Origin of the sequence: Paenibacillus sp. FSL K6-2862 (genome assembly GCF_038005125.1) — a bacterium.
In the GTDB taxonomy this organism is placed as follows: domain Bacteria; phylum Bacillota; class Bacilli; order Paenibacillales; family Paenibacillaceae; genus Paenibacillus; species Paenibacillus illinoisensis_A.
On the sequence record NZ_JBBOSN010000001.1, the window covers coordinates 2,937,879 to 2,961,034 of the forward strand.

The following is a 23,156-nucleotide window of genomic DNA, read 5'->3' on the forward strand; positions in this document are numbered from 1 at the left end:
TATGAAATTAGATACCAAAAGGAGTAGGTCAAAATGAACAAAACCTGGTTGTCTGTTGTGATTGCAGCCCTTTTTGAAGTGGGTTGGGTGATTGGCTTAAAGCATGCGAGTGGTCTGTTGGAATGGGGAGCAACGGTGATCGCCATTGGTGTAAGCTTTTCCTTGATGATTGCGGCTTCCCGTACACTTGATGTCGGAACGGTATACGCAGTATTTGTCGGATTGGGAACGGCTGGCACGGTGTTGGCAGAGATCCTGTTATTCGGGGCTGCTGTCCAAGCTGGGAAAATGATACTCATTGGTGTGTTACTGCTCGGAGTAATCGGACTGAAAATGGTAAGCAAGCAGAAAACGAAGGAGGCGCATCATTCATGAATTGGGTATTTCTTATTATGGCAGGCCTATTCGAGATGTTGGGTGTATTGATGATTAATAAATGGAACAAAGACCGTAATTGGATATCCATCCTGCTCTTAGTTGCAGGTTTTGGGTTAAGCTTCTGGCTGCTGTCTCTGGCTATGAAAACACTGCCCATGGGGACGGCGTATGCTGTGTGGACAGGAATAGGTGCTTCCGGAGGAGCGATTCTTGGCATGATTTTCTATGGGGAATCCCGAAACGCACTCCGAATACTGTTTATTGCGATGGTGCTTGGATCTGCGGTTGGGTTAAAACTGGTAAGCTGACATTGGGATTAAAAGATAATATACAGATCGTCTTTTTAATGGTATCCTTATTCGTTACGTGTGATAACAAGATACATCTAATATATATGGACGTCATGAAGGAGACTCAATGAACTTTAAAGACTTGAATATCATTCCACCCATCTTAGAAGGATTGAACAAAGCGAACTATACGAACCCTACACCTATTCAGGAACAAGCAATCCCAGCCGTATTGGCAGGCAGAGACTTGCTTGGCTGTGCACAGACAGGAACAGGGAAGACGGCAGCATTTTCGGTGCCGATCATTCAATTATTAAGCGAAAATCCTAGTGGTCCCAGACAAGGACGCCGTATTCGCTCCTTGATTTTAAGCCCAACCCGAGAGCTTGCTATCCAGATTGCGGATAACATTAAGACGTATAGCCGTTATACGGATATTCGCTGCGCCGCTATCGTTGGTGGTGTTTCACAGAAGGTGCAAGAACGAGCGCTGAGCCAGGGTGCAGATATTATTATCGCCACGCCAGGCAGATTGATGGATCTGGTTAACCAAAAACGTATTGATTTGAAATCCATTGAGATTTTGGTATTAGATGAAGCTGACCGGATGCTGGATATGGGCTTTATTCATGATGTGAAGCGAATCATCTCCAAGATGCCGAGCAAGAAGCAAACCCTTTTCTTCTCAGCTACGATGCCTCCGGAAATCACAAAAATGGTCAAAACGTTACTCATAGATCCTGTGAAAGTTGAAATTACGCCGGTATCTTCTACGGTAGACCGAATTGAACAGTTTGTGTATTTATTGGAGAATGGCAAGAAACAACATATGTTGAATCATATTTTGCAGGATAAATCCATTGTTTCGGCACTGGTGTTCACCCGCACGAAGCGCGGCGCTGACCGTGTTACACGTGAGTTGACCAAAGTAAATGTTACTGCTCAAGCCATTCATGGTGACAAGTCTCAGAATGATCGACAAAAAGCATTGAACAATTTCAAAAGCGGAGTCACCCGAGTGCTGGTAGCGACAGATATTGCGGCAAGAGGAATTGACGTGGAAGAGCTCTCGCATGTCGTCAACTTTAACCTGCCTAATATTCCGGAGACCTATGTACATCGAATTGGCCGCACAGGCAGAGCAGGGCATAGTGGTATGGCAATCTCTTTTTGTGATAAGGAAGAAATGCCGTTCCTCAAGGATATTGAGAAGGTAATCAAGAAGAGCATTCCCGAAGTCAAAGATCATCCTTATCCGATGACGAGTGCTCCTGTGTTTGTAACAAACAGCAAGGGATCGAAGGCTGCAGCTAACAGTTCCATGACCAATAAACCGGCCAAGGCTAAGAAGAACCCTGCGCGCAAACCCAAGTCTGAATGGTTTACCAAGCCGGGGAAAGCACAAAACAGTAATTTCAAACCCCATAAATCCAAAAGCAGTAAAGTCAATAAGAAAACGGTCTAACAAACGGGCAGAATTGCTTAGTTGAACTATCCCCGAATCGTTCGGTAAGTCAAACACCTTAAAAAACCTTCCATGTTGTATGAGAAGGTTTTTGAGGTGTTTTTGCGTTGCGTTGGTTATTAGAGTGAATAACACTTTTGAAGTGAAGTTGAAAGCAGGCATTCGATAAAAATCATTTAATACAAAATAAAAGGTTTAATACAGCAAATTTGACTCTTTGGTAACATACAAGTAAAATTATTGAAATACAATCTTAGAATGAGGTGGATTACGCAATGCTTGAGCTTAGTTTTGATGACCCGGACAAGCTGGTAACGGTTACCCATGCCTTATCTACACGTTCCCGGGTAGATATCCTCCGCCTTCTTAATTCCAAAAACCTAAATATCGTGGAGATTGCTGAAGCTCTTAAACTTCCAGTATCCACCGTAGCCAACAATATCAAGATTTTGGAGGCTGCAAGATTAATTAATACAGAGCTGCTGCCGGCTTCTCGCGGCGCGATGAAAGTATGCAGTCGTAATTATGATGATATACACATTGCACTGAATTTGGATAAGGCGGGTCCCAGAGGTGGTGTTCAAGTCTATGAGGTAGACATGCCCATAGGTCATTATAGCGATTGCGAGGTATCTCCAACCTGTGGCATGGCCAATGCGGATGGAATGATTATACGTGAGGATGAACCTTCCAGTTTCTTTCACCCAAAGCATATTGGAGCTCAGATTATGTGGTTTCGAAAAGGATATGTTGAATATTTGATGCCACTGGAAATACCGCCCGGCGCAAGGATTGAATCGCTTGAAGTATCTATGGAAATGTGTTCTGAGGCACCTAACTACGATCACAATTGGCCTTCCGATATTTCGGTATGGATTAATGGCGTGGAGATTGGCATGTGGACATGTCCTGGGGACTTTGGTGACAGAAGGGGAAATCTTAATCCAGCCTGGTGGTATGAGTGGTCTACCCAATATGGTTTGCTGAAGACATGGCGAGTAGACAAAGAGAAGACTTCGCTTGATATGGAGAAGGTTTCGCCTGTTACATTAAATCAACTGAACCTCATGGATAGTCACAAATTGCGCTTGCGGGTGGGCATCAAACCAGATGCTGTTCACCAGGGTGGGATGAACCTGTTTGGCAGAGAATTTGGAGATCACGATCAGAACATCAAAATGACCATAAATTACGTAATGAAATCCGATGTGGATTGAAGAGAAAAGCTTTAGTTGCGGATAAATTGTAACTAAGGCTTTTTTTGATTGGATAATTACAATAAATATAATTGAAAGCGTTGACATTAAGGAGTTTGGTGGCTATAATCCCACTATAGATACATAAATAATGTAACAAATCAATTATATCGTTTGTATCTATAATATTAGAATAAAGGGGATACTCGCATGAAAAGAAGAGTGGGCTTGTTGGCACTAACATTACTTCTCTCTGTGTCTATGATTTTAAGTGCATGCAGTGGAAACAGTGGTGGTGCCGACGGTGATGCCGCAAGTGAAGGGAAAGTGAGCTTGTCCTTCTGGACATTGTTTGATGGTGGCGATGGGGCAAACATGCAAGCATTAGTTGATGAATTCAACAAAACCCATCCGGACATCGAAGTGAAAAATACCAAGCTTGCCTGGGGCGAGTATTATACCAAACTGGTCACCGCGGTTGGTAATGGCAACGGACCGGACATCGGCATATCCCATTCCTCTAGGCTCCCCGATTTGATTGATCAGGGGGTAGTCACTGAACTCGATACACCCGCTGCAGATGCAGGCGTAGATTGGAATTCCTACAATCAAAATCTTTTGAGTGCGGTTACAGTAGACGATCAGCATTATGCAGTGCCCATTGATACACATGCTTTTATCATGTTTTACAATAAAAAGCTGCTGAAAGAAGCTGGTCTGCTCGGCGAAGACGGAAAACCCGTGTTGGAACAATCAGCTGATGGTTTTGTAAGTTTCCTTAAAACATTAAAAGAAAAGTTGCCAGCCAAGGCTACTCCATTTGCACTATCCAATAACAATGATGATCCTTTTCGACTATGGTGGTCATTGTATTCGCAATTGGGTGGGAATGATTTAATATCGGACGATCTGAAATCTGCGGCTATTGATAAAGAAAAGGGGATCAAAGCAGCCGATTATATTCAGAAGTTGTATACCGAAGGCTATATCAAGAAAAATGATCCGGATTTTTATAAAAATTTCCAAAGCGGAACAGCCGCAATTACCATGACGGGTGTCTGGACGACAGGAACATGGGAATCCACCAAAGATTTTGAGTTTGGTGCAATGCCGATACCTAAATTTTACGATCAGGAAGCAACATGGGGAGACTCTCACACGATTATTCTGCCTTTGACTCAGGATGAAGACGAAGCAAAGCGTAAAGCGGCGATGATTTTCGCCGATTGGGTTGCGGATAATGGCCAGGTATGGGCCAAAGCCGGCCATATTCCTTCCAAACCATCCGTTCTGGAAAAACAGGAATTTAAGGATATGCCTTACCGCAGCGATTATTCTGAAGTAGCAAGTGTCGTTAAGTTCAGCAAAAAATCAACCAAAACTGCCCAAATCCGTGAAGAAGTCGCCTTTAAATTTTTGAATGAAGTATGGGTCAATAAAATGACTCCGGCTGATGCCATGAACAACATGGAGGCAGGCATTCAGAAAATACTGAGTGAATAGAAGGAAGACGGGTCACGCAAGCTTGCGCATATGTAAGCATTAAAGTTGGCTTGCGTGTCGATCAAAGGGGAGACGGGTATGAAGTTCAAAAAAATGAGGACGGAGATGCAGGCGCTTCTCTTTCTGCTTCCATTCCTTATTGTGTATGTGTTGTTTACCATCTGGCCGATGATTAAAGGCATTGAAATGACCTTTTACAAATGGACACTCATTAAGAAAATGGACTTTGTTGGCCTGGATAACTTCCGCAAGGTACTTCAGGACAGGGAAGTCTGGGAAGCGATATGGCACTCGACCTTCTTTGTTTTTCTAAGTACTCCGACCATGATTATACTTGCCATAGTGCTGGCTTTGATTGCGAATCGAAAATCGGTTCTGCAAAAGTTTTACCGGATTATCTTTTTTATCCCAAGTGTACTCTCGGTTGCTGTCGCAGCTTATCTGGGGTTGTTCGTATTCCAGCCTTATACCGGGTTTGTCAATTCTGTACTGCATCTCATAGGCCTGTTACCCCAAAACGCCGAAATTTTCTGGCTGACCGAAACAAACCTGGCCTGGATCGTCATTACCGTTGTAACTTTGTGGTGGACGGTAGGCTTTAACTTTATTCTGTATTTGTCGGCGCTTCAGGAAATACCGGATGAGATCTATGAAGCTGCACGATTGGATGGAGCGAGTGACTCGCAAATATTTTGGAGAATTACCCTTCCATATCTTTCTCCACTCACCAAAACCATTACGATGCTTCAAATTATCGCTTCATACAAGGTCTTCATGCAGATCTATGTTATTACAGGCGGAGGCCCACTGGATCAGACACGTCCGATTATCCAGTTAATCTATCAAACCGGATTTAGAAATAATAACCTCGGTTATGCCGCGACGATGTCCTATATTTTATTCTTCATACTCCTGGTGTTATCCGTGCTGCAATACTGGATGAACAACCGGAAGGGAGTGGATAGCTGATGAAGTGGCTGTTTCGTATAAGTTCTGCATTGATGGCTGTACTGTTTGCGGCTCCGTTGGTTTGGATGCTTGTTGTATCGATCAAGGAAGAAGGCATGAAGATCATTACAGTCCTGGATTGGTTTAAGCCTCCGTATTCTTTGGCTGTGTACGAAGAGATTCTAACGACGACCAAATTGTCTCAATGGATTGCCAACAGTTTGTTCGTGGCCGTGATTGTAACGTTGCTTACTGTTATTTTTGCAGCAATGGCGGGGTTTGCGCTATCCAAGGTACCATTTCGCTATCGTACCATTGTTTTCTTTTTCATCCTTGGAGGCCTGTTAATTCCGGGGGAAGCTACCATTATTCCACTCTATCAGGTGGCAAAAGATCTTCATTTGCTGAATTCGTACAGCGGACTCATCATTCCGGCTCTTGCTTCGCCTGTAGCTGTCATTGTACTCAAAAGTTTCTTTGACGGTGTTCCCAATGATCTGCTCGAAAGTGTACAGATTGATGGTGGTGACTTCTGGAGAATATTCACCAGCATCATGTTACCTCTCACTCGTCCAGCAATGGCTTCCATGGCCATTCTGACGTTTATCGGTTCCTGGAACAACTTCCTGTGGCCGTTCCTTTCGATCACCGACGACAATTTATTTACACTGCCGATGGGTATTCCTACGCTGATGGGTCAATATTCTGAGGATTATGTCAAACCAATGGTTATTAATGCAGTGGCTTCAGTACCTATCATTATTTTGTTTATCATTTTTGAGAAGCAGATTGTCAAGGGAATCAGCATGTCCGGAATTAAGGGGTAATGTGAGCAAGTCTGAATTTCATAAAACGATAAAACTGCTATATCAGGCCAGCGCGCCCAATGTAGCTCAAGGGAGAATGGAGAAACGATATGACAACCAAATTTTACAATAAGGATTATCCAAGACCGCAGTTTGTACGTAAAGACTGGCTGAATTTGAATGGCGAATGGGACTTTAGTTTTGATGACAATCAGGTAGGTGAGAGTGAACATTGGTATGATCAAGCTGAATTTCCAAAAGGACTCAAAATTAAAGTTCCCTTTACCTATGAAACTCAGGCAAGCGGAATCGGAATCGAGACATTTCATCCACTGGTTTGGTACCGCAAGCTGGTGACCATTCCTCAAGAGGTAAAGGGCAAGAGAACTATTCTTCACTTCCAAGGGGTGGATTATCGCGCAAAATGCTGGGTGAATGGAAGGGTTGCGGGTGAACATGAGGGGGGATATGCGGCATTTTCCTTCGACATTACACCATATATCACTTACGGTTCGGAGAACAATATTGTTCTTGAAGTAGCAGACAGTCAGAGTGCAATGCAGCCTCGGGGGAAACAGCGCTGGGTAGATGAAAACTTTGAATGCTTTTATGTGCAGAGCACCGGGATTTGGAAGAGTGTCTGGCTGGAGCATGTGAGTGAAGCAAGGGTTGAAACGGTCAAGATGACGCCCGATATCGACCGTCATATGATTCGTTTGGACTTTCAATTGAATGGGATTGAAGGCAGGAACAACTTACGTCTGGAAACAAGGATTGAGCTGAAGGGTCAGCATGTGCAAACCATCAGCCTGTCTCCGGATAGACCTTGGATGACCGTGGAGGCCAGTGTCAAACATGAGGCGGGCGGCCCGTGGAAACAGTCGTTGTGGTCTCCGGATTCACCGAATCTGTACGATATCGAGTTTGTTATGTACGAAAATGAGAAGGAAATCGATCGGATTCATTCCTATTTCGGCATGCGAAAAATATCGATTGAAAATGGGCAGGTTCTGCTGAACAATGCTCCGCTCTATCAACGACTTATTCTGGATCAGGGTTATTGGCCTGAAAGCCACTTGACACCTCCATCAGTAGAAGCGCTGATCGAAGATATTGATAAAATTGCCGAGATGGGATATAACGGCATTCGCAAACATATGAAACTGGAAGATCCACGCTTCTTATATTGGTGTGATGTAAAGGGTATGCTGGTCTGGTCGGAAATGGCTGCGACCTTTGAATTCAATGATGAAGCTGTTAGCCGTTTCACCAAGGAATGGCTCGAGATTGTACCACAACAATACAATCATCCAAGCGTGATCACCTGGGTTCCGTTTAATGAATCATGGGGAATACCGACAATCGCTCACGAGGTGGCACAGCAGCAGTTTACGCAATCCATTTATCATCTGACCAAAGCCATTGATCCTTATCGTCCGGTCATTACTAATGACGGATGGGAGCATACGGTATCGGATATTCTGACAATCCATGATTATGTGGAGTCAGGAGATGTCTTTTTGGAACGTTATCAGGATAAGGACATGATTGTAAACAACAAGATCTCCTCTAATCGATGGAAGTTTGCTTTTGCCGAAGGTTACGAGTATAAAGGACAGCCCATTATCATCAGTGAATTCGGGGGCATTGCCTTTCAATCGGATGAAGGCTGGGGCTATGGCAATCAGGTGGACTCCGTTGAAGCCTTTGTTGAACGCTTTCGTTCAATTACGGGAGCGATCAAGGCTATTCCTTATATCTCGGGCTATTGTTATACACAGGTCACGGATGTGCAGCAGGAGATTAATGGTCTGTTAACTGAAGACCGTCAGCCGAAAGTGCCGCTGGAAGTCATCCGCAAAATCAATCTGGCATAAAGGCTCAAGTATACATTACAGATTCATGGTGAACAGGAGTGTAGATCACAATGTTACGTGAAGATTACCCAAGGCCGCAATTTGTGCGACAGAACTGGATGAGTTTGAATGGGGAATGGGAATTTGTATTTGCAGACTGATGAAGTTCGATTATTCAGTCTGGAACCAGGAGATATTTATGGGGCTATGAGCAGGCTTAATGTATGCTGAGCTATTGCATAAAAATGGTGAAGAAGAACCGACTCGTACGGAGTCGGTTCTTCTTCAACCAAAGATAGACCATTAAAATTGGATGCCAATCCCCAACATTTTGATTATGTTACACTTGCAAGTAATCTTAATTATCAATTAACGCGCTTAATTCTGCCTGGAATACTTTTTGATGATTTTGATTATAGGTCGTGAGCAGGACGGTAACAATGCCATTGCCTCTGCGTCTTGGGAGCAGTTCAATCACCTCTGCAACTACGCTCAGCTCATCATCCGGAAATACAGGCTTGATAAACTGAATATGATTCATCCCCGTACCTGCGACAACATTTTCTCCGTAAACGCCTACTTCAATCCACAGCTTAAAGGAGATGTTCATCGTTTGCATGCCGGAAGCAATCAGACTGCCGAAACGTCCTTTTTTGGCCTTTTCCTCATCCAAATGCATGTACTGTGGATCATAAATCTTCGCAAACTCCATAATATCGGTCTTGGACAATTTAATCGATTTGGTTTCGTAGCGCTGACCTACGGCATATTCACTAAATTTCAATGCGGACACCTCGTTCATTTCGTATGTTTATTTATATATCATTCATCATGTCACTCATGGCAAATTTCTGAAGAGACTCTGTGGCCGTTTGTTTATTTTTGGCATAGTCCATATTGTAAATGCAGGAGAACAACACGTTTAACACATATTCCAGGGCAATCTGCGAAGAGAAGGTTCCAATCTTGGTGAACTTCTCCTCGTCATTGGCAACCTGTAAACATAAAGTACTCCATTTAGCCAACTCACTCTGGGGCTTTGCTGTTATTGTAACAAACGGAATGCCTTCACGTTTGAAGTGACGTGCTGCCTTCATGTAGTTTAATGACTTCCCGTGATACGTTAGAAACAGGGCACAGTCTCTTGAAGTTACATTGATAGTATGGTGCGCCCACTCGGAAAGTTCCGTCGCAATGATCGCATACTTGTTGATTTTAATCAATTTATTTTGGAAGCTTTTGGCCCGGATCTGCGAATCGCCCAAGGCATAGATGAAGATTCGATCTGCTTGGTTCAGCAGCAGTGCCGTTTGGGTAAGCAGAACGTCGTCCAGAATGGCAGCGTTTTTTGAGATCGTTTCTTTCATCAAATCGGCAATCTCTGCAGCCACCTGAAGAGTAGATTCACCGACACCAAAAGGATAATTGGCATCAACATGGTTGGAACCATTCTGGGTACTTTGCTGGAATTCACGGGCAAGTGTGATGATAAATTCCTTGTAACCTGTCATCCCGAGTTTGCGTGTTAGACGGTTTATGGCAGAATGCGATGTATATGTAACTTGAGCAAGCTCCTGAATATTGCAGTGAAGCATGCGTTCCCGCTGACTCAAAATATAAGATGCAATGCTCTGTTCGTTAGGTGTAAAATGCTGCATTTCTGACAATTGCATCAGCAGTTTCAATCGGTTCACCCCGGATTCTATCATTCTGTTGAGTTAAATTGATGTTTAATTGAACATTTTGCCCAATATTAATGTGCCATAATAACTGAACTTTGGTCAAATGTACCATAATGCATGGATAACCTTTACGCGCAGCACTCTTCTTCTATAATAAAAGAAACAGAGCAGCAGGGGGGAACAACCATGTTAACGATTGGTTATATTGGCAATGGCAAAAGCACAAACCGTTATCATCTTCCTTTTTCATTGAATCGGGAACACTTAAACGTAAAAACGATCTATGCCCGGAACCCGGACAAAACGGATTGGGACAAGGTGCCAGGGATTCACTACACGAACGATATGTCGAGCCTGATGAATGATGAGGAGATTCAGTTAGTTGTAATCTGTACGCATACAGAATCTCATTATAGCTATGCCAAAATGGCACTGGACCATGGTAAACATGTGCTTGTTGAGAAACCGTTCATGTTAACCAAAGAGGAAGCGGAATCCATATTTCAATACGCCAAGGAGAAAAACCTGGTCATTCAATGTTATCAGAATAGAAGATATGATTCGGATTTTCTGACAACTCAAAAAGTTATTGAATCCGGGAAGCTTGGGGATCTACTTGAAGTGGAGATGCACTATGATTATTATCGCCCGGAAATTCCGAACGGCACGACGGAGTTCTCTCCTTACAGCAGTTACCTATACGGACATGGAGTACACACGATCGATCAAGTGATATCCTATTTTGGTCAACCGGACACGATTCGTTCAGATGTGCGTCAATTACTCGGTGCTGGGAGAATGAACGATTACTTTGATCTGGACTTTTATTATTCAACCCTGAAGGTATCCGTTAAATCGAGCTTTTTCCGTTTGAAACCACGCCCGAGCCTGATTGCTTATGGTAAAAACGGAGTGTTTGTCAAACAAACGGAAGACCGTCAAGAGGAACATTTGAAATTATTTTACCTACCCAAAGGACATGCTGATTTTGGTGTGGATTTGCCCCAACATTATGGCACGCTAACCTATATAGATGAGGAAGGTATGTATCATGAAGAGAAGGTGGTCTCTGAAAGGGGAGATTATGCCCGTGTGTACGATGATATCTATGAGGCCATCATTCACGGCAAGGATAAAGTCATCAAGGATGAAGAAACGATAACGGTGATGGGCATTCTGGAAGAGGGCATAAAAGGCTTAAACTAATAACTTACAGGTACTGATCGGTAGAAATTACGGATCAGTACCTTTTTTCTATAAACAAGGTTTGCCGAGGAGACATGCACCAGATAGCGTGATAAAATGCAGTGAATGATTCATACGATGTTGTTTCTAATAACAAAAGGATTAGTTTTTTGAGGGAGCATTATAATGATAACCATTAAAGATGTAGCAAAGAGGGCTGGTGTGGCCAGTTCTACCGTATCCTGTGTGCTTAATGGAAAAGACAATGTAAGTGAACTGACAAGACAGAAGGTGCTTGCTGCAGCTACCCAGCTCAATTACGTGAAGCATGGACCTGCTTCGGAATTAAAACGTAAAAATACACAAACCATCGGCGTGATGGTTCACGATATGTCTAGCCCCTATTTTTCCGATTTGGTACCGGGCATCGAATCAGCGATTAAGAGTCATGGTTATGATCTGATTGTATGCAGTTCAATGGGCGGGGAGAAATCCACGGCGAACCGATATATTCGGGAAAAGCGAATCGATGGAGCCATTGTGATCGCGCAGGATATTCCGGATGAATTACTCACGGAAGCTGCAGCCAGGGAGTTTCCGATCGTGGTGATGGATCGGAAACTTGCGAATGAACATATCGTTAATGTTCTAATGGATGATGAGCAAGGGGGATATTTGGCAACAAAATATCTGATTGATCAAGGTCATCACACGATCGCTTACATTAACGGACCGTTCAGTTCGGATTGTAATCTTCTTCGTTATCAAGGATTTTTGAGAGCGCTGAGCGAAGCCGACATCGAGGAAAAGAGCGAGTGGAGACTGGGTGGACAATTCTGCAAAGAGAGCGGTTATCATGCTGCCAAGATGCTGATAGAGAATGGTCTTCCCTCGGCTGTGTTTTTTGCAAATGATGACATGGCAATCGGTGGTCTGGAAGCATTCCGCGAGCATCACATTTCAGTACCGGAGCAAGTATCTGTCGTTGGATTCGACAATATCCATGTATCACAATATGTTTCTCCGCCGCTAACGACGTTTCGACAACCTAAGACAGATGCCGGATTGCTTGCTGGACATTTGCTCATTCAAATGTTGAACGGGGAGCAGGTTAAGTCCGTGTTTACCTTGGATATTCAATGTGTGGAACGTCAGTCCGTTCGTGCAGTGACGATTGAGTAATCTTTTTAAGCCGCCCTATAGAGCGGCTTTTTTCATGTGTGAAATTTATTTTCCTGATCCATTCGAAAGGAATCCTGCTCTTCATGCATAATATGATTACTAGGGCTTGGAAATTGGAAAATATGGAAAGGGTGATCTGATGGGAGTTCCAACGTTTCTTGAAACAGGTCATATGACAGAAGGGTTCCCGATCCGGGTAATTCACACGGGTGAACAGTTTAATTTTGCTGCACACTGGCATGAAGAGGTTGAATTGGTCGTTGTGAATGGAGAACGCGCGAGAATTGGAGTGAACAACGAGGTCTATGAGCTTGTACAAGGAGACGTTCTGCTGATCAAGCCGGGAGATGTACACTGTTTTTTGCCAGGTACCGAGTATTTAACCATTATCCTGTTTCGGCTGGAGTGGGTAACGGGAAATGTGGCAGCAGATCCTGAATCCCATGACCTCCGCGAACTTTTTCATAAGACAACAATGATTCCGTCGCTCATCTGTAATGAGAAGAATCTGGACCGATATATCAAGGCCATTTCCGAAGAGGAGAAAAGGCAGCAGCCGGGATACCGCTGGTTAATGGTAGCAAGGCTGTACGATCTCATCGTCCACCTGCTTCGGACCAAGGAACCAACCACAGAGCCATGTGCTTCCAAAGAGACCTGTAACGGAGCCAAAAGATTCGAATTCCTTGAATCGGTCTGCGAATATCTGGAGGAACATTACGCTGAACCCATCAAGCTGGATCATGTGGCTGAGCATATTAAATTCAGCAAATTTCATGTATGCAAGCTGTTTAAGGAGACTAAGGGAGTCACGTTGATGGAGTACCTGAACCACTTTCGCATTATCAAATCGGAATGGGCATTATTGTTTAGTCAGACCTCCATTTTGGATATCGCCATCGGGCATGGATTTAACAATGTGAACTCCTATAACCGACTGTTCAAAAAATATAATGGCTGTACACCTTCTGAATTCAGGAAGAAGCATCAGACCCATATCACAAAATATGAAGGATGATTCACAATATTTGAGGAGAAAGCCCTCTCCAAAATCACTATACTCGAATAAAATGTAAGCGTTTCCTTTTATCGAAGGAGGGGGCCCATGAAGACATTTAAATTGAAGTATCTCTCGATTATTGCACTTGTAAGTGCAGTGATGATCGTATCCGGTTGTCAGTCCAAGGGAGAGCAGGCATCCAAGCAGGAAGAAATTACGGTGTGGAGTTTTACGGATGAGGCCGGTTATGCCATTGAGAAGTTTGAAGAAAAATATCCAGACATCAAGGTGAATTTCGTCAATATCCCCGGAAACTTTTACATTACCAAATTAAAATCCGCACTACAGACCACGTCGAAAGCACCTGATGTATTTATGATTGAAAATGCAAACATCAGAGAGCTGATTGATGTACCTTATCTGGAGAATCTGTCTTCATCCCCGTATAACGCGAATGAGCTGATTCCAGAACAATATCCATTTGTGCAGGCGAATGAAAAAGACAGTGAAGGCCATATTCGCGCCATTGGGTATCAGGGGACACCAGGAGGCATCTATTATCGCAGGGATTTGGCGAAAGAATATTTGGGAACGGACGACCCCGTGAAAGTGGGCGAACAGATCGGTACATGGGAAGACATATTTGAGATTGGAGAGAGGGTGCAGCAGGAGAGCGGAAATAAAGTACATGCACTGGCAAACTGGAATGCCATATCCAACTCCTATGATGGAATCCCTTGGGTAAAGGATGGCAAGCTTGTCATCGATCCAACGTATATGGAGGTATTGGACCTTGTGCGGGAAGCTCGTCAGCGCAAGGTGCTTGCGGAGTATGAAGAAGGAAGTGCGGGGCACGCCGCTTCGATGCAAAAGGGGGAAGTGATGTTCTACCCTGGTGCAACCTGGGCTTTGCAATATACCTTCAAGGCGAATGCGCCGGACACCGAAGGGTTGTGGGGGCTTGCACCTGGTCCGTCTTCATTTAGCGCAGGAGGCACGTATATCGCGATGTACAGTCAGAGTGAAAAAAAGGATTCGGCTTGGAAGTTTATTGAGTTTTATAACTTTGACCATGATTTCCTGTCTGAGCTGGCGAAGGAACAGGATTATTTTACAAGCAACATGGTCGTGAATGACCAGCTGGCACCATCCGTTACTTCAGCTTATTTGGGAGGGCAAAAGCATTTCGAGTTTTTCTCCGAGGCAGCCAAACAGGTTCCGGTCTACGAGCGAACCAAGTATGACTCTATTATTAATAATGACATTTATAAAAATGTGCTTCAGTTGTATCTCAATAATGATATCCAGACCAAAGAAGAAGCGGTGAAGCGAATCAAACGCGATGTGAAATTGAGATTTCCTGAGCTGGAAGTGGATTAGCCGAGGAGAACGGACCTTTTAATCATCCGATGACTGGAGGAACACATCATGTTTGTCAAATCGATCCGCAAAGACCACTATGGCTATTATTTTATCGCTCCATTCTTTATCATTTTCGCTATTTTTGGGCTCTACCCTATTCTTTATTCTCTCTATATCAGTTTTACCAACTTTGATGGCATTACGACCCCTGAGTTCGTTGGGGTCGGAAACTATATTTCTGTACTGCAAGATCCGCTTTTCTATAAAACGCTGTTCAACACATTATTCATCTGGGGGGTATCTGTCGTCCCGCAGCTTACCGTCTCTCTTGTTCTTGCTTTTATCCTGAACGATAAGCTGCTTAAGGGAAGAGATTTCTTCAGAGCCGTGTATTTTTTCCCGAATATCGTTACGGCAGCATCACTTGGATTGCTTGTCAGCCTGATCTTTGATTGGCAGTCCGGCGGTCTGAATCACTTCCTGGTGCAGATTGGGCTGATTGATGATCCGATCAACTGGAAGAATGATCCGTGGTTTATGAGACTTATTGTGTCAGCCATTCTGTTCTTTCAATATTTCGGATATTCAATGGTCATTTACCTTGCAGGGCTTCAGGGAATAGACCCGGCTCTACAGGAAGCGGCCCAGATGGATGGGGCGAAGAAGAAGCACATTTTTATTCATATTATCGTTCCAATGCTGCGACCGATCATTCTGTTTCAGATGATTACCTCCATTATTGGAGGCATTCAGATTTTCGACCAGCCGTTCACGCTCACCAATGGAAATGGTGGACCGGACCGTGCTGCCATGACCAGTATTATGTATCTCTATAATGTAGCATTCCAAAGCACACGCTTCGGTTACGGCGCAGCTATCGCCTTCTGTCTGTTCGTTATCATCATTCTCTTATCCGTTGTATCCTTCATCATGACCAGTCGGAAGAGTCGTTCATAGGGAGGGGGAAGTACTATGCAAACCGCAAAATCAATTGAGCAACCGAATGCAGCCATCCAGCAATATGCCAGCACGAAGCAGCTTACGATCGGCAAAGTGATCATCTACTTGTTCCTGACTGGTCTCGCTGTGATCTGTATCGTTCCGTTTTATCTGATGATTATCTATGCCACGCATAATAATGCGACCATTGCATCCACCTTTACTTTCCTTCCCGGACCATTCGTAGCGGATAATTACTTCAACATGGCCTCCAAAATCAACATTTGGCGCGGATTTGCGAACAGTCTTTTTATTGCCGGCACTTCGACTGTGCTATCACTGTATATCGGTTCATTAACCGCATATGGATTTGCCAAGTTCAAGTTTAAGGGACGTACCTGGCTGTTTATGTTTTTGCTGGCCACGATGATGGTGCCCGGGCAGCTGGCTCTGATCGGGATGTACCGGCTGTTCAGTACACTGGGGCTGTTGGACAGCTATGCAGCCATTATTTTACCAGCGGCAGCGAATGCTTTTAACGTCTTTTTTATCAAACAATTTATGGAAAGCAGTATCCCTGACGAAATCATTGAATCGGCACGTGTGGACAGTGCAGGAGAATTTCGGACATTCAATCAGATTGTGCTGCCCATTCTGGGACCTGCCATTTCGGCACTTGGCATATTTACGTTCATCGGCTCATGGAACAACTTCCTCACACCGCTTGTTTTGTTCTTCTCATTGGATAAATACCCGCTTCCAGTCCTCGTTGCTCTGGTTCAGGGCTATTATGGCATGGATTATGGGTTGTTATATCTGGGAGTTGCGATTTCGATCCTGCCGATCATCATCGTCTTTGCGATCTTCTCCAGGCAGATTATAGGCAGCGTGGCGCTGGGAGCTGTGAAGGGATAGGTACCTTATATAGTAGGATTAACCTCTGGGCCAAGTGCCCTTTTTTTGTGCTTATATTTAAAATGAAAAAAGGAAGACAGCAAGCATTATGCTCACTTACTTGAAATGAGTTATAATGAGTAAGGCCAAAGCAACGCTTTACCAAGTCGCCATATGGCGGCTTTTTCCAGTCCTGCACCATCATTTTAAATAATTAATGATTAATTCGAATTAATTGCGACAAAATGGAGCTATTCAGAGTAAAATAACCTATACGATGCAATCAAGACAAGGTGGTAGAAAATCATGAATTCATATCAGTTATTAAGCAAAACCCTGTTTGACAACTTTCACGAAGACCGCATTCGATATTCCGAACCGATCCGAAATTATACGTACACGCGACTCGGCGGGGAAGCAGATATTCTAATATTCCCCGAGACCATAGATGAAGTAGCCAAAATTGTGAAGCTGGCGGTTCAGCATGATATCCCGCTGACTATACTGGGATACGGCTCCAACATGATTGTCAGAGATGGCGGCATTCGGGGGATTACCATGTCGCTGCAGAATCTTAATCAGGTCCATGTGAATGGTCATACGATGACAGCACAGAGCGGTGCAGCCATTATTGATGTATCCCGGCAGGCGTTAGATGCAAGTCTTACCGGACTCGAGTTTGCCTGTGGCATTCCGGGCTCGGTAGGTGGCGCGCTCTATATGAATGCAGGAGCATACGGAGGACAGATGTCCGATGTGGTCGAGTCTGCCATTGTCGTGACAGAGGCAGGCGAAATTATTACGATGCAGAGCGAGGAGCTGCTGCTGGGTTATCGCAAGAGTGTATTTATGGGCAAAAGGGATATTATCATCGAGGTGAAGTTCCAGCTGCAGCCGGGAGATCCGGTAGAGATCAAGGCGAAGATGGATGAACTTACTTATGCCAGAGAGTCCAAGCAACCACTGGAATATGCCTCCTGCGGAAGTGTCTTTAAACGTCCTGAAGGCCACTTTGCCGGCAAATTGATTCAGGATTGCGGACTTCAGGGCACTCGCATCGGCGGTGCGGAAGTATCTCGTAAACATTCGGGCTTCATCGTGAATGTGGATAATGCTACGGCGCAGGATTACATCGATATGATTGCGCTCATTCAGGAGAAGGTGCGCAGCCAGTTCAATGTGAATTTGGAAACGGAAGTCGTCATCATTGGCGATGAATTGAATAAATAATGGGACGCAAGTCCACACTTTTTCGATAAGTCGCCTTCAGGCGGCTTCTTTTTTTTACTCTTTCCCGAAGAAGAGCACCTGAATGGAGAATGTGGGTCAGCATAAACCATATACATAAATATAAAGGAAACGACAGATTACAACGACGCTCTTAAGGGTAAGTGTTGTTAATTAAAGGATATCTCTCATCCACCATAGGAGGTTTAAAATGAATCAACCCTTGTATAACCATACGGATATCGCCATCCTGGGCATGGGAACTGCACTGCCTGTTCATGAAGTTGCCCAGTCCGATATTGCTGAACTCATTGCCTCATCGCTTGAGGATCAACAGGATTTGGCCCGGTTTGCCAAAAGAGTGTTCAGGTCCTGCGGCGTAGAAACACGTTATACGGTTGAACCCAGCTATCTTGGGACACTTGAGGACTGTCGTTACCTGCCTTCGGGGGACCATTCTCAGATTCCGTCCACGCAGGAACGAATGGATACATATAAACGGGAGGCTCTCCCGCTTGGAATGGAGGCTGCCCAGAGGGCATTGAAGGATGCGAGCATGTCTCCTGAACAGATAACACATATCATAACGGTCAGCTGCACAGGACAGTATCTGCCTGGTCTGGATGTCATGCTTATTCGTGATTTAGGATTATCTCCCCGCGTAAACCGGTTACCGCTTATTTTTCAGGGCTGTGCGGCGGGATTAAAAGCCATACAGATGGCTCGTGATGTCGTCCAGGGAACGCCTGATGCACAAGTGCTGGTCGTTTGTGTTGAACTCTGTACCCTGCATTTCCAACCGGTTAAGGAGAGAGGGGCGCTGTTTGCAGCCTCATTCTTCGGGGACGGAGCTTCTGCTTGTGTCGTTGGAGCACCGGAATCCGAGCAGCGGCATTATCTCGATCTTGGAACCGGATATTCCGTTCTTCTTCCTGATTCAACGGAGGATATGACATGGGAGGTAGGCAATCAAGGTTATGATCTGTACTTATCGCCTCGCATCCCCAAACTGCTGGGTGCTCACTTGCAGAACGAGCTCTATCAATTGCTCGGGAGCGACAGTTTACCCGAACTATGGGCTATACATCCAGGCGGACGGGGGATCGTTGACTCTGTTCAGGAAGTCATGAATTTAAGAGCAGAACAGACGATGTACAGCAGGGAAATTCTTAGAACCGTAGGCAACTTATCATCCAATACCATTTTATTTGTACTTCATGCCATGCGTGAGGATATGAAAGCCCGTAATCAATCTGTGACGGAGGGTGTGGCGATGGCTTTTGGACCTGGGCTGATCGCGGAGCTCATGAAATTCACTTACGTTCCGTCCTATACGCCAGCGCTGAAGGAGAAGGATCATGTCCTTCTTTAGAAACTTGTCGATCCGGGCGAAGGAAGATGAATTGATGGATGATTTCTCCATGGGCGGGGAAGAATTGCGTGAAGCACTGAAGCACCTGCGTCGTCTCAATAAAATATTTGCCGCTCCCGGCCCTACTCTCGATGGTGTTGAGAAGTTATGGATATCTGTCGGTAGACCTCTTAAGCTGAGCATTATGGATGTAGGAGCTGGCTCTGGAGACGTGAATCAGAAGCTGCTTCATTGGGCGAATCAGAAGGGGATTGACCTTACGATTACATTGGTCGATCTGACCGAGGAAGCTTGCGAAGAGGCAAGACTGCTCTTTCAAAATGAACCAAGGGTCAATGTACAGCGTGCCGATGTCATGAAACTGCCGGATGCATCGGCAGATATCGTTACAGGGTCGCAGTTTGTACATCATTTTGACGGACAGCTGCTGCTTGATATCGTTTCACATATGCTGCGTGTCTCCAGATATGGTGTTGTGATTAACGATATCCATCGCCATCCGGTATCCTATACCGCGGTCTGGCTTACAACCCGGATGATCTCGCGTAATCGTTATATCCGTCATGACGGTCCGCTGTCTGTTGCCAAGGGCTTCACGGCAAAGGATTGGCAGGAGTTAAAACAGCAATTGAATCATGACACCATGACCTATGAATGGAAGCCGCTGTTCCGCTACTCTGTCGTGATACCGAATCACCAGGCAGGTTAATGAAGGTGGCATTTATAGTCACGGCTGCTCAAAATTCAACTTAAAGGCAGGTGATACTTGGTGTCCGAATCAATAGATGTCATTGTTATAGGTGCTGGAATCGCTGGCAGTTCGTGCGCCCTGCAGCTGGCCAGACAGGGTCATCGTACGCTTCTATTGGATCGACAGTCATTTCCCAGGCACAAAACCTGCGGCGAATTCATGTCACCAGAGACCAAAGAAATGCTGGAGTATCTAAATATTCAGCTTCAGGAAGTGAAGCCCAGCACGATGGATCATGCACAGATCATTATGCCTCAGGGCGGTCAGATTGAAGCTGCCTTGCCAGGACCGGCTTATGGCATCAGTCGACATGAACTGGATCGCATTCTCCACAAGCAAGCTGAAGCTGCGGGAGCCAAAATCATAACAAAAGCAACCATCATTGGTATTCAGCTGCTTGAAGATGATTGTTACGAGGTGCAGGTCAAACAAGGGAAGGAACGATTAAGCTATAGAACGAAGGCTGTCATCGGAGCATATGGGACCAAAAAGCCACGTGGAATGACGTCTCCGCCTGAAATCCGGGATGAAACTGTATATGTTGGGATAAAGTCTCATTACAGCGGACTTGACATGCCTGCTAGAGTTGAACTCTATTTCTGTAAGGGAGGATACGTCGGCATTTCACCGATTGAGAATGGCTATGCGAATGTAGCAGCCTTGTTAACGCTGGATACGGTGCAGGGAAGCGGCAAGTCTGTAACCGATATCCTTCAGGCAGCCTCCGAAACGAATGGAAGGCTCGCAGCAAGACTGGCAGATGGAGAGCCTGTTCAGGGAACTCAGGTTTCCATAGCTCCGCTTCACTTGTCGAACGTGCCTGAGCCTTGGTCCGAGTTCCCGCATATTGGAGATGCGATGCTGATGATTCCTCCCCTGTGCGGTGACGGCATGTCCATTGCGCTGCGTTCTTCCATCTTGTGTGCGGAATGGACCAACCGTTATTTGCAAAAGGACATCGGATTTACGGAATGGAAGGAAGGATATACAAAAGACGCCAGCGATGAATTTACAGAGCTGCTTCGGCGTGCACGAAGAATCCAGAAGCTGGCTTTTGCCAAAACCAATAAATATTATCCCGCGCTCGCCCGCGTATTTCCTGGTTTGGCAGCATATCTGGTTAAGGCTACAAGGTTATCAGAGATGAATGCAGCTCGCGGATAATGTGGGAAACAAGCATAATGGTGGATCTGTAAGAGGCGGCTTATGTCGACCTCTTTTTTATTGTTTTTGACGAATTTGAAGCAGACCATTTTGTAAACAGAGAAGTACTCGTATAATAGAAAAGAATGTAGAAGTAGTATTGAGCGTCAGATTTGAAGCAGGGAGGCATTATATTAAGATGAACTATTCATTTTCTAACCGGATTGCTGCGCTGCAGCCGTCCATTATTCGAGAGATCCTGAAGGCATCCTCGGGTCAGAACGTTATTCCATTCTCTGCGGGAAATCCCGCTCCGGAGACGTTTCCCATTGAAGCCATACGGACATTCACTCAGTCCATTCTGGAGCAGGATCCGGTAACGGCTCTGCAATACGGGATAACCGAAGGTTACGCCCCGCTGCGTGATACATTGACCCATCACCTGAAGACGAACTATAACACAGGCACAGCATCGGACGAGCTATTTATTGTCTCTGGTGCACAGCAAGGCATTGAGCTTGCCTGCAAAGTATTCTGCAACGAGGGAGACACAATCATCTGTGAAAGCCCAAGCTTCATAGGATCGTTGAACTCCTTCCGGGCTTCAGGTGCAAGGCTGGTTGGCGTTCCAATGGAAAGCGACGGTATTGATATAGGCAAGCTTGAACTGGCACTGCAGACGGAACAGAATGTGAAATTGATCTACCTGATCCCGAGTTTCCAAAATCCGACGGGAGTAACGACAAGTCTGGAGAAACGCAAAGCCATTTATGCTCTTGCCAAACAGTATGGTGTGATGATTCTGGAAGATAATCCATACGGTGAGCTTCGATTCAGTGGAGAAGATGTGCCTACGATCAAATCCATGGACGAAGAGGGGCTAGTGATCTATGTGGGCTCCTTCTCCAAAATCCTGTCTGCCGGCTTGCGTGTTGGCTATGTGCTGGCACCGAACGAAGTCGTGCAGAAAATGGTGGTTGCCAAACAGGGAGAAGACGTACATACGGCGATGCTTCCTCAAATCTTGGCCTACAAGTTCATGGCTGAATACCAGTATGCAGAACATATCAGCAGTATTCGTGAAATATATCGCAGAAAATCTGCCTTAATGATGGACAAACTCAAGGAACACATGGGGAATTCCATTACGTTTACCCAACCGGATGGTGGACTTTTCCTCTGGTGTGATCTGCCGGCTCATATTCCGATGCTGGATTATGCCAAGGCAGCTGCAGCCAGCGGCGTAGCGGTTGTTCCAGGCACGGCTTTCCTCGTTGATGAGAGTGAACCTTGCAATGCGATCCGATTGAATTTCTCCACACCTTCCGATGAACAGATTGTGAAGGGGATTGAAATACTGGGGCAGGTATTGAAGCAGTATTCTTAATAACTTCTGATCTGGGTAGCTCCCTGTACAGCTGAAGTGGCATCTAGCCCTTTCAACTGTGAGGGGGCTTTTCTCCATTCAAAAACCCTACCGCATTTGCAGCGGTAGGGTTTTTGAATGGGAATCGATCGATGATCAATCAGATACGAGGAAGCCGTCAAAATTTTCGGGACCGACTCGAACCGTTCCGAGCAAGTTTGTACTGATAAACGCTGAATACGTCAGTTGTGGTGTAATGGGCGGGTTAAAGTCATTCGCTGAAAAAGTAATGATTTCAGGTGCGAGTATACCGCTCAATCCATAGGTGCTATTTGCCGAATAGATGATAGGGTCTGTGGCCAGCGTACCTCTCACAATGGTAACTCTCACTACGAAAAACGCCAGAGGTAATTGAACCGTAATCGTCCCTTTGAGTTGAACTCTGGGATTAGCTCCTGTACCCGCAGTAATAAGACCAATCTGGGCAAATAACGTAGGCGTATTGATTACCGGTATGGGTACTGAGATGGAGTTGGTCGACGTTGCATTGATCGCGACTCTTGCATCCAGAAACTGAGTCATTCTGCATACCTCCTATCCGATAAGATAGA

At 45.1% G+C, this 23,156-nt stretch carries 22 protein-coding genes; 19 read left to right on the forward strand and 3 right to left on the reverse strand.

Features of this window, described 5'->3' with window-relative positions; translation table 11 throughout:
• Positions 1-33: 33 nt before the first annotated feature.
• The 8 genes from MHB82_RS13485 to MHB82_RS13520 all read left to right on the forward strand — a co-directional run bounded on the left by MHB82_RS13485 (position 34) and on the right by MHB82_RS13520 (position 8,463).
• Entirely contained in the window at positions 34-375 is a 342-nt protein-coding gene (locus MHB82_RS13485) for a DMT family transporter (protein ID WP_095358261.1), read from the forward strand.
• Positions 372-686: a DMT family transporter gene (locus tag MHB82_RS13490; RefSeq protein ID WP_110822322.1), complete on the forward strand. Its 315-nt coding sequence runs from the start codon at positions 372-374 to the stop codon at positions 684-686. The genes MHB82_RS13485 and MHB82_RS13490 overlap by 4 nt, the downstream gene beginning before the upstream one ends.
• Positions 687-795: 109 nt before the next feature.
• The gene (locus tag MHB82_RS13495) at positions 796-2,133 is read left to right on the forward strand and encodes a DEAD/DEAH box helicase (RefSeq protein WP_341174918.1); all 1,338 of its coding nucleotides are present in this window, start codon (positions 796-798) and stop codon (positions 2,131-2,133) included.
• Positions 2,134-2,408: 275 nt separating this feature from the next.
• Positions 2,409-3,350, forward strand: coding sequence for an ArsR/SmtB family transcription factor (locus MHB82_RS13500; protein ID WP_341174919.1), 942 nt, complete (start codon positions 2,409-2,411; stop codon positions 3,348-3,350).
• 189 nt (positions 3,351-3,539) lie between these two features.
• The gene (locus MHB82_RS13505) at positions 3,540-4,832 is read left to right on the forward strand and encodes an ABC transporter substrate-binding protein (RefSeq protein WP_341174920.1); all 1,293 of its coding nucleotides are present in this window, start codon (positions 3,540-3,542) and stop codon (positions 4,830-4,832) included.
• Between the two features lie 78 nt (positions 4,833-4,910).
• Positions 4,911-5,801 carry a carbohydrate ABC transporter permease gene (locus tag MHB82_RS13510; protein ID WP_341174921.1) on the forward strand — a complete coding sequence of 297 codons (891 nt, stop codon included), beginning with the start codon at positions 4,911-4,913 and terminating at the stop codon, positions 5,799-5,801.
• Entirely contained in the window at positions 5,801-6,607 is an 807-nt protein-coding gene (locus MHB82_RS13515; protein WP_341174922.1) for a carbohydrate ABC transporter permease, read from the forward strand. The genes MHB82_RS13510 and MHB82_RS13515 overlap by 1 nt, the downstream gene beginning before the upstream one ends.
• Positions 6,608-6,696: 89 nt before the next feature.
• Positions 6,697-8,463: a glycoside hydrolase family 2 protein gene (locus tag MHB82_RS13520; RefSeq protein ID WP_095358255.1), complete on the forward strand. Its 1,767-nt coding sequence runs from the start codon at positions 6,697-6,699 to the stop codon at positions 8,461-8,463.
• Positions 8,464-8,800: 337 nt separating this feature from the next.
• Here the strand turns inward: MHB82_RS13520 and MHB82_RS13525 are convergent, their stop codons facing one another.
• Both MHB82_RS13525 and MHB82_RS13530 read right to left on the reverse strand, forming a co-directional pair.
• Entirely contained in the window at positions 8,801-9,226 is a 426-nt protein-coding gene (locus MHB82_RS13525; RefSeq protein WP_095358254.1) for a MaoC family dehydratase, read from the reverse strand.
• Positions 9,227-9,257: 31 nt separating this feature from the next.
• On the reverse strand, positions 9,258-10,127 hold the full coding sequence (locus MHB82_RS13530; RefSeq protein WP_341176634.1) for a MurR/RpiR family transcriptional regulator: 870 nt from the start codon (positions 10,125-10,127) through the stop codon (positions 9,258-9,260).
• Between the two features lie 183 nt (positions 10,128-10,310).
• On the opposite strand from MHB82_RS13530, the gene MHB82_RS13535 reads away from it, so the two are divergent.
• The 11 genes from MHB82_RS13535 to MHB82_RS13585 all read left to right on the forward strand — a co-directional run bounded on the left by MHB82_RS13535 (position 10,311) and on the right by MHB82_RS13585 (position 22,566).
• A complete protein-coding gene (locus MHB82_RS13535; protein ID WP_341174923.1) occupies positions 10,311-11,330 on the forward strand; it encodes a Gfo/Idh/MocA family oxidoreductase in 1,020 nt (339 codons plus the stop codon).
• A gap of 165 nt (positions 11,331-11,495) precedes the next feature.
• A complete protein-coding gene (locus tag MHB82_RS13540; RefSeq protein ID WP_341174924.1) occupies positions 11,496-12,491 on the forward strand; it encodes a LacI family DNA-binding transcriptional regulator in 996 nt (331 codons plus the stop codon).
• Positions 12,492-12,597: 106 nt separating this feature from the next.
• Entirely contained in the window at positions 12,598-13,509 is a 912-nt protein-coding gene (locus MHB82_RS13545) for a helix-turn-helix transcriptional regulator (protein ID WP_341174925.1), read from the forward strand.
• A gap of 87 nt (positions 13,510-13,596) precedes the next feature.
• Complete coding sequence (locus MHB82_RS13550) at positions 13,597-14,871, forward strand: ABC transporter substrate-binding protein (protein ID WP_341174926.1); 1,275 nt, start codon at positions 13,597-13,599, stop codon at positions 14,869-14,871.
• A gap of 48 nt (positions 14,872-14,919) precedes the next feature.
• Positions 14,920-15,810 (forward strand): carbohydrate ABC transporter permease, encoded by an 891-nt coding sequence (locus MHB82_RS13555; protein ID WP_341174927.1) that lies wholly within the window; start codon positions 14,920-14,922, stop codon positions 15,808-15,810.
• 15 nt (positions 15,811-15,825) lie between these two features.
• On the forward strand, positions 15,826-16,707 hold the full coding sequence (locus tag MHB82_RS13560; RefSeq protein ID WP_095358247.1) for a carbohydrate ABC transporter permease: 882 nt from the start codon (positions 15,826-15,828) through the stop codon (positions 16,705-16,707).
• 285 nt (positions 16,708-16,992) lie between these two features.
• Positions 16,993-17,916, forward strand: a complete 924-nt coding sequence (gene murB, locus MHB82_RS13565) for a UDP-N-acetylmuramate dehydrogenase (RefSeq protein WP_095358246.1) — start codon at positions 16,993-16,995, stop codon at positions 17,914-17,916.
• Positions 17,917-18,124: 208 nt separating this feature from the next.
• Entirely contained in the window at positions 18,125-19,285 is a 1,161-nt protein-coding gene (locus MHB82_RS13570; protein WP_341174928.1) for a type III polyketide synthase, read from the forward strand.
• The gene (locus MHB82_RS13575) at positions 19,272-19,994 is read left to right on the forward strand and encodes a methyltransferase domain-containing protein (RefSeq protein WP_110822311.1); all 723 of its coding nucleotides are present in this window, start codon (positions 19,272-19,274) and stop codon (positions 19,992-19,994) included. The genes MHB82_RS13570 and MHB82_RS13575 overlap by 14 nt, the downstream gene beginning before the upstream one ends.
• Positions 19,995-20,054: 60 nt before the next feature.
• Positions 20,055-21,200 carry an NAD(P)/FAD-dependent oxidoreductase gene (locus tag MHB82_RS13580; protein WP_341174929.1) on the forward strand — a complete coding sequence of 382 codons (1,146 nt, stop codon included), beginning with the start codon at positions 20,055-20,057 and terminating at the stop codon, positions 21,198-21,200.
• 178 nt (positions 21,201-21,378) lie between these two features.
• A complete protein-coding gene (locus tag MHB82_RS13585) occupies positions 21,379-22,566 on the forward strand; it encodes an aminotransferase-like domain-containing protein (protein ID WP_110822309.1) in 1,188 nt (395 codons plus the stop codon).
• A gap of 135 nt (positions 22,567-22,701) precedes the next feature.
• On the opposite strand, the gene MHB82_RS13590 is transcribed toward MHB82_RS13585, so the two are convergent.
• Positions 22,702-23,127, reverse strand: coding sequence for a hypothetical protein (locus tag MHB82_RS13590; RefSeq protein ID WP_095358241.1), 426 nt, complete (start codon positions 23,125-23,127; stop codon positions 22,702-22,704).
• Positions 23,128-23,156: the final 29 nt, after the last annotated feature.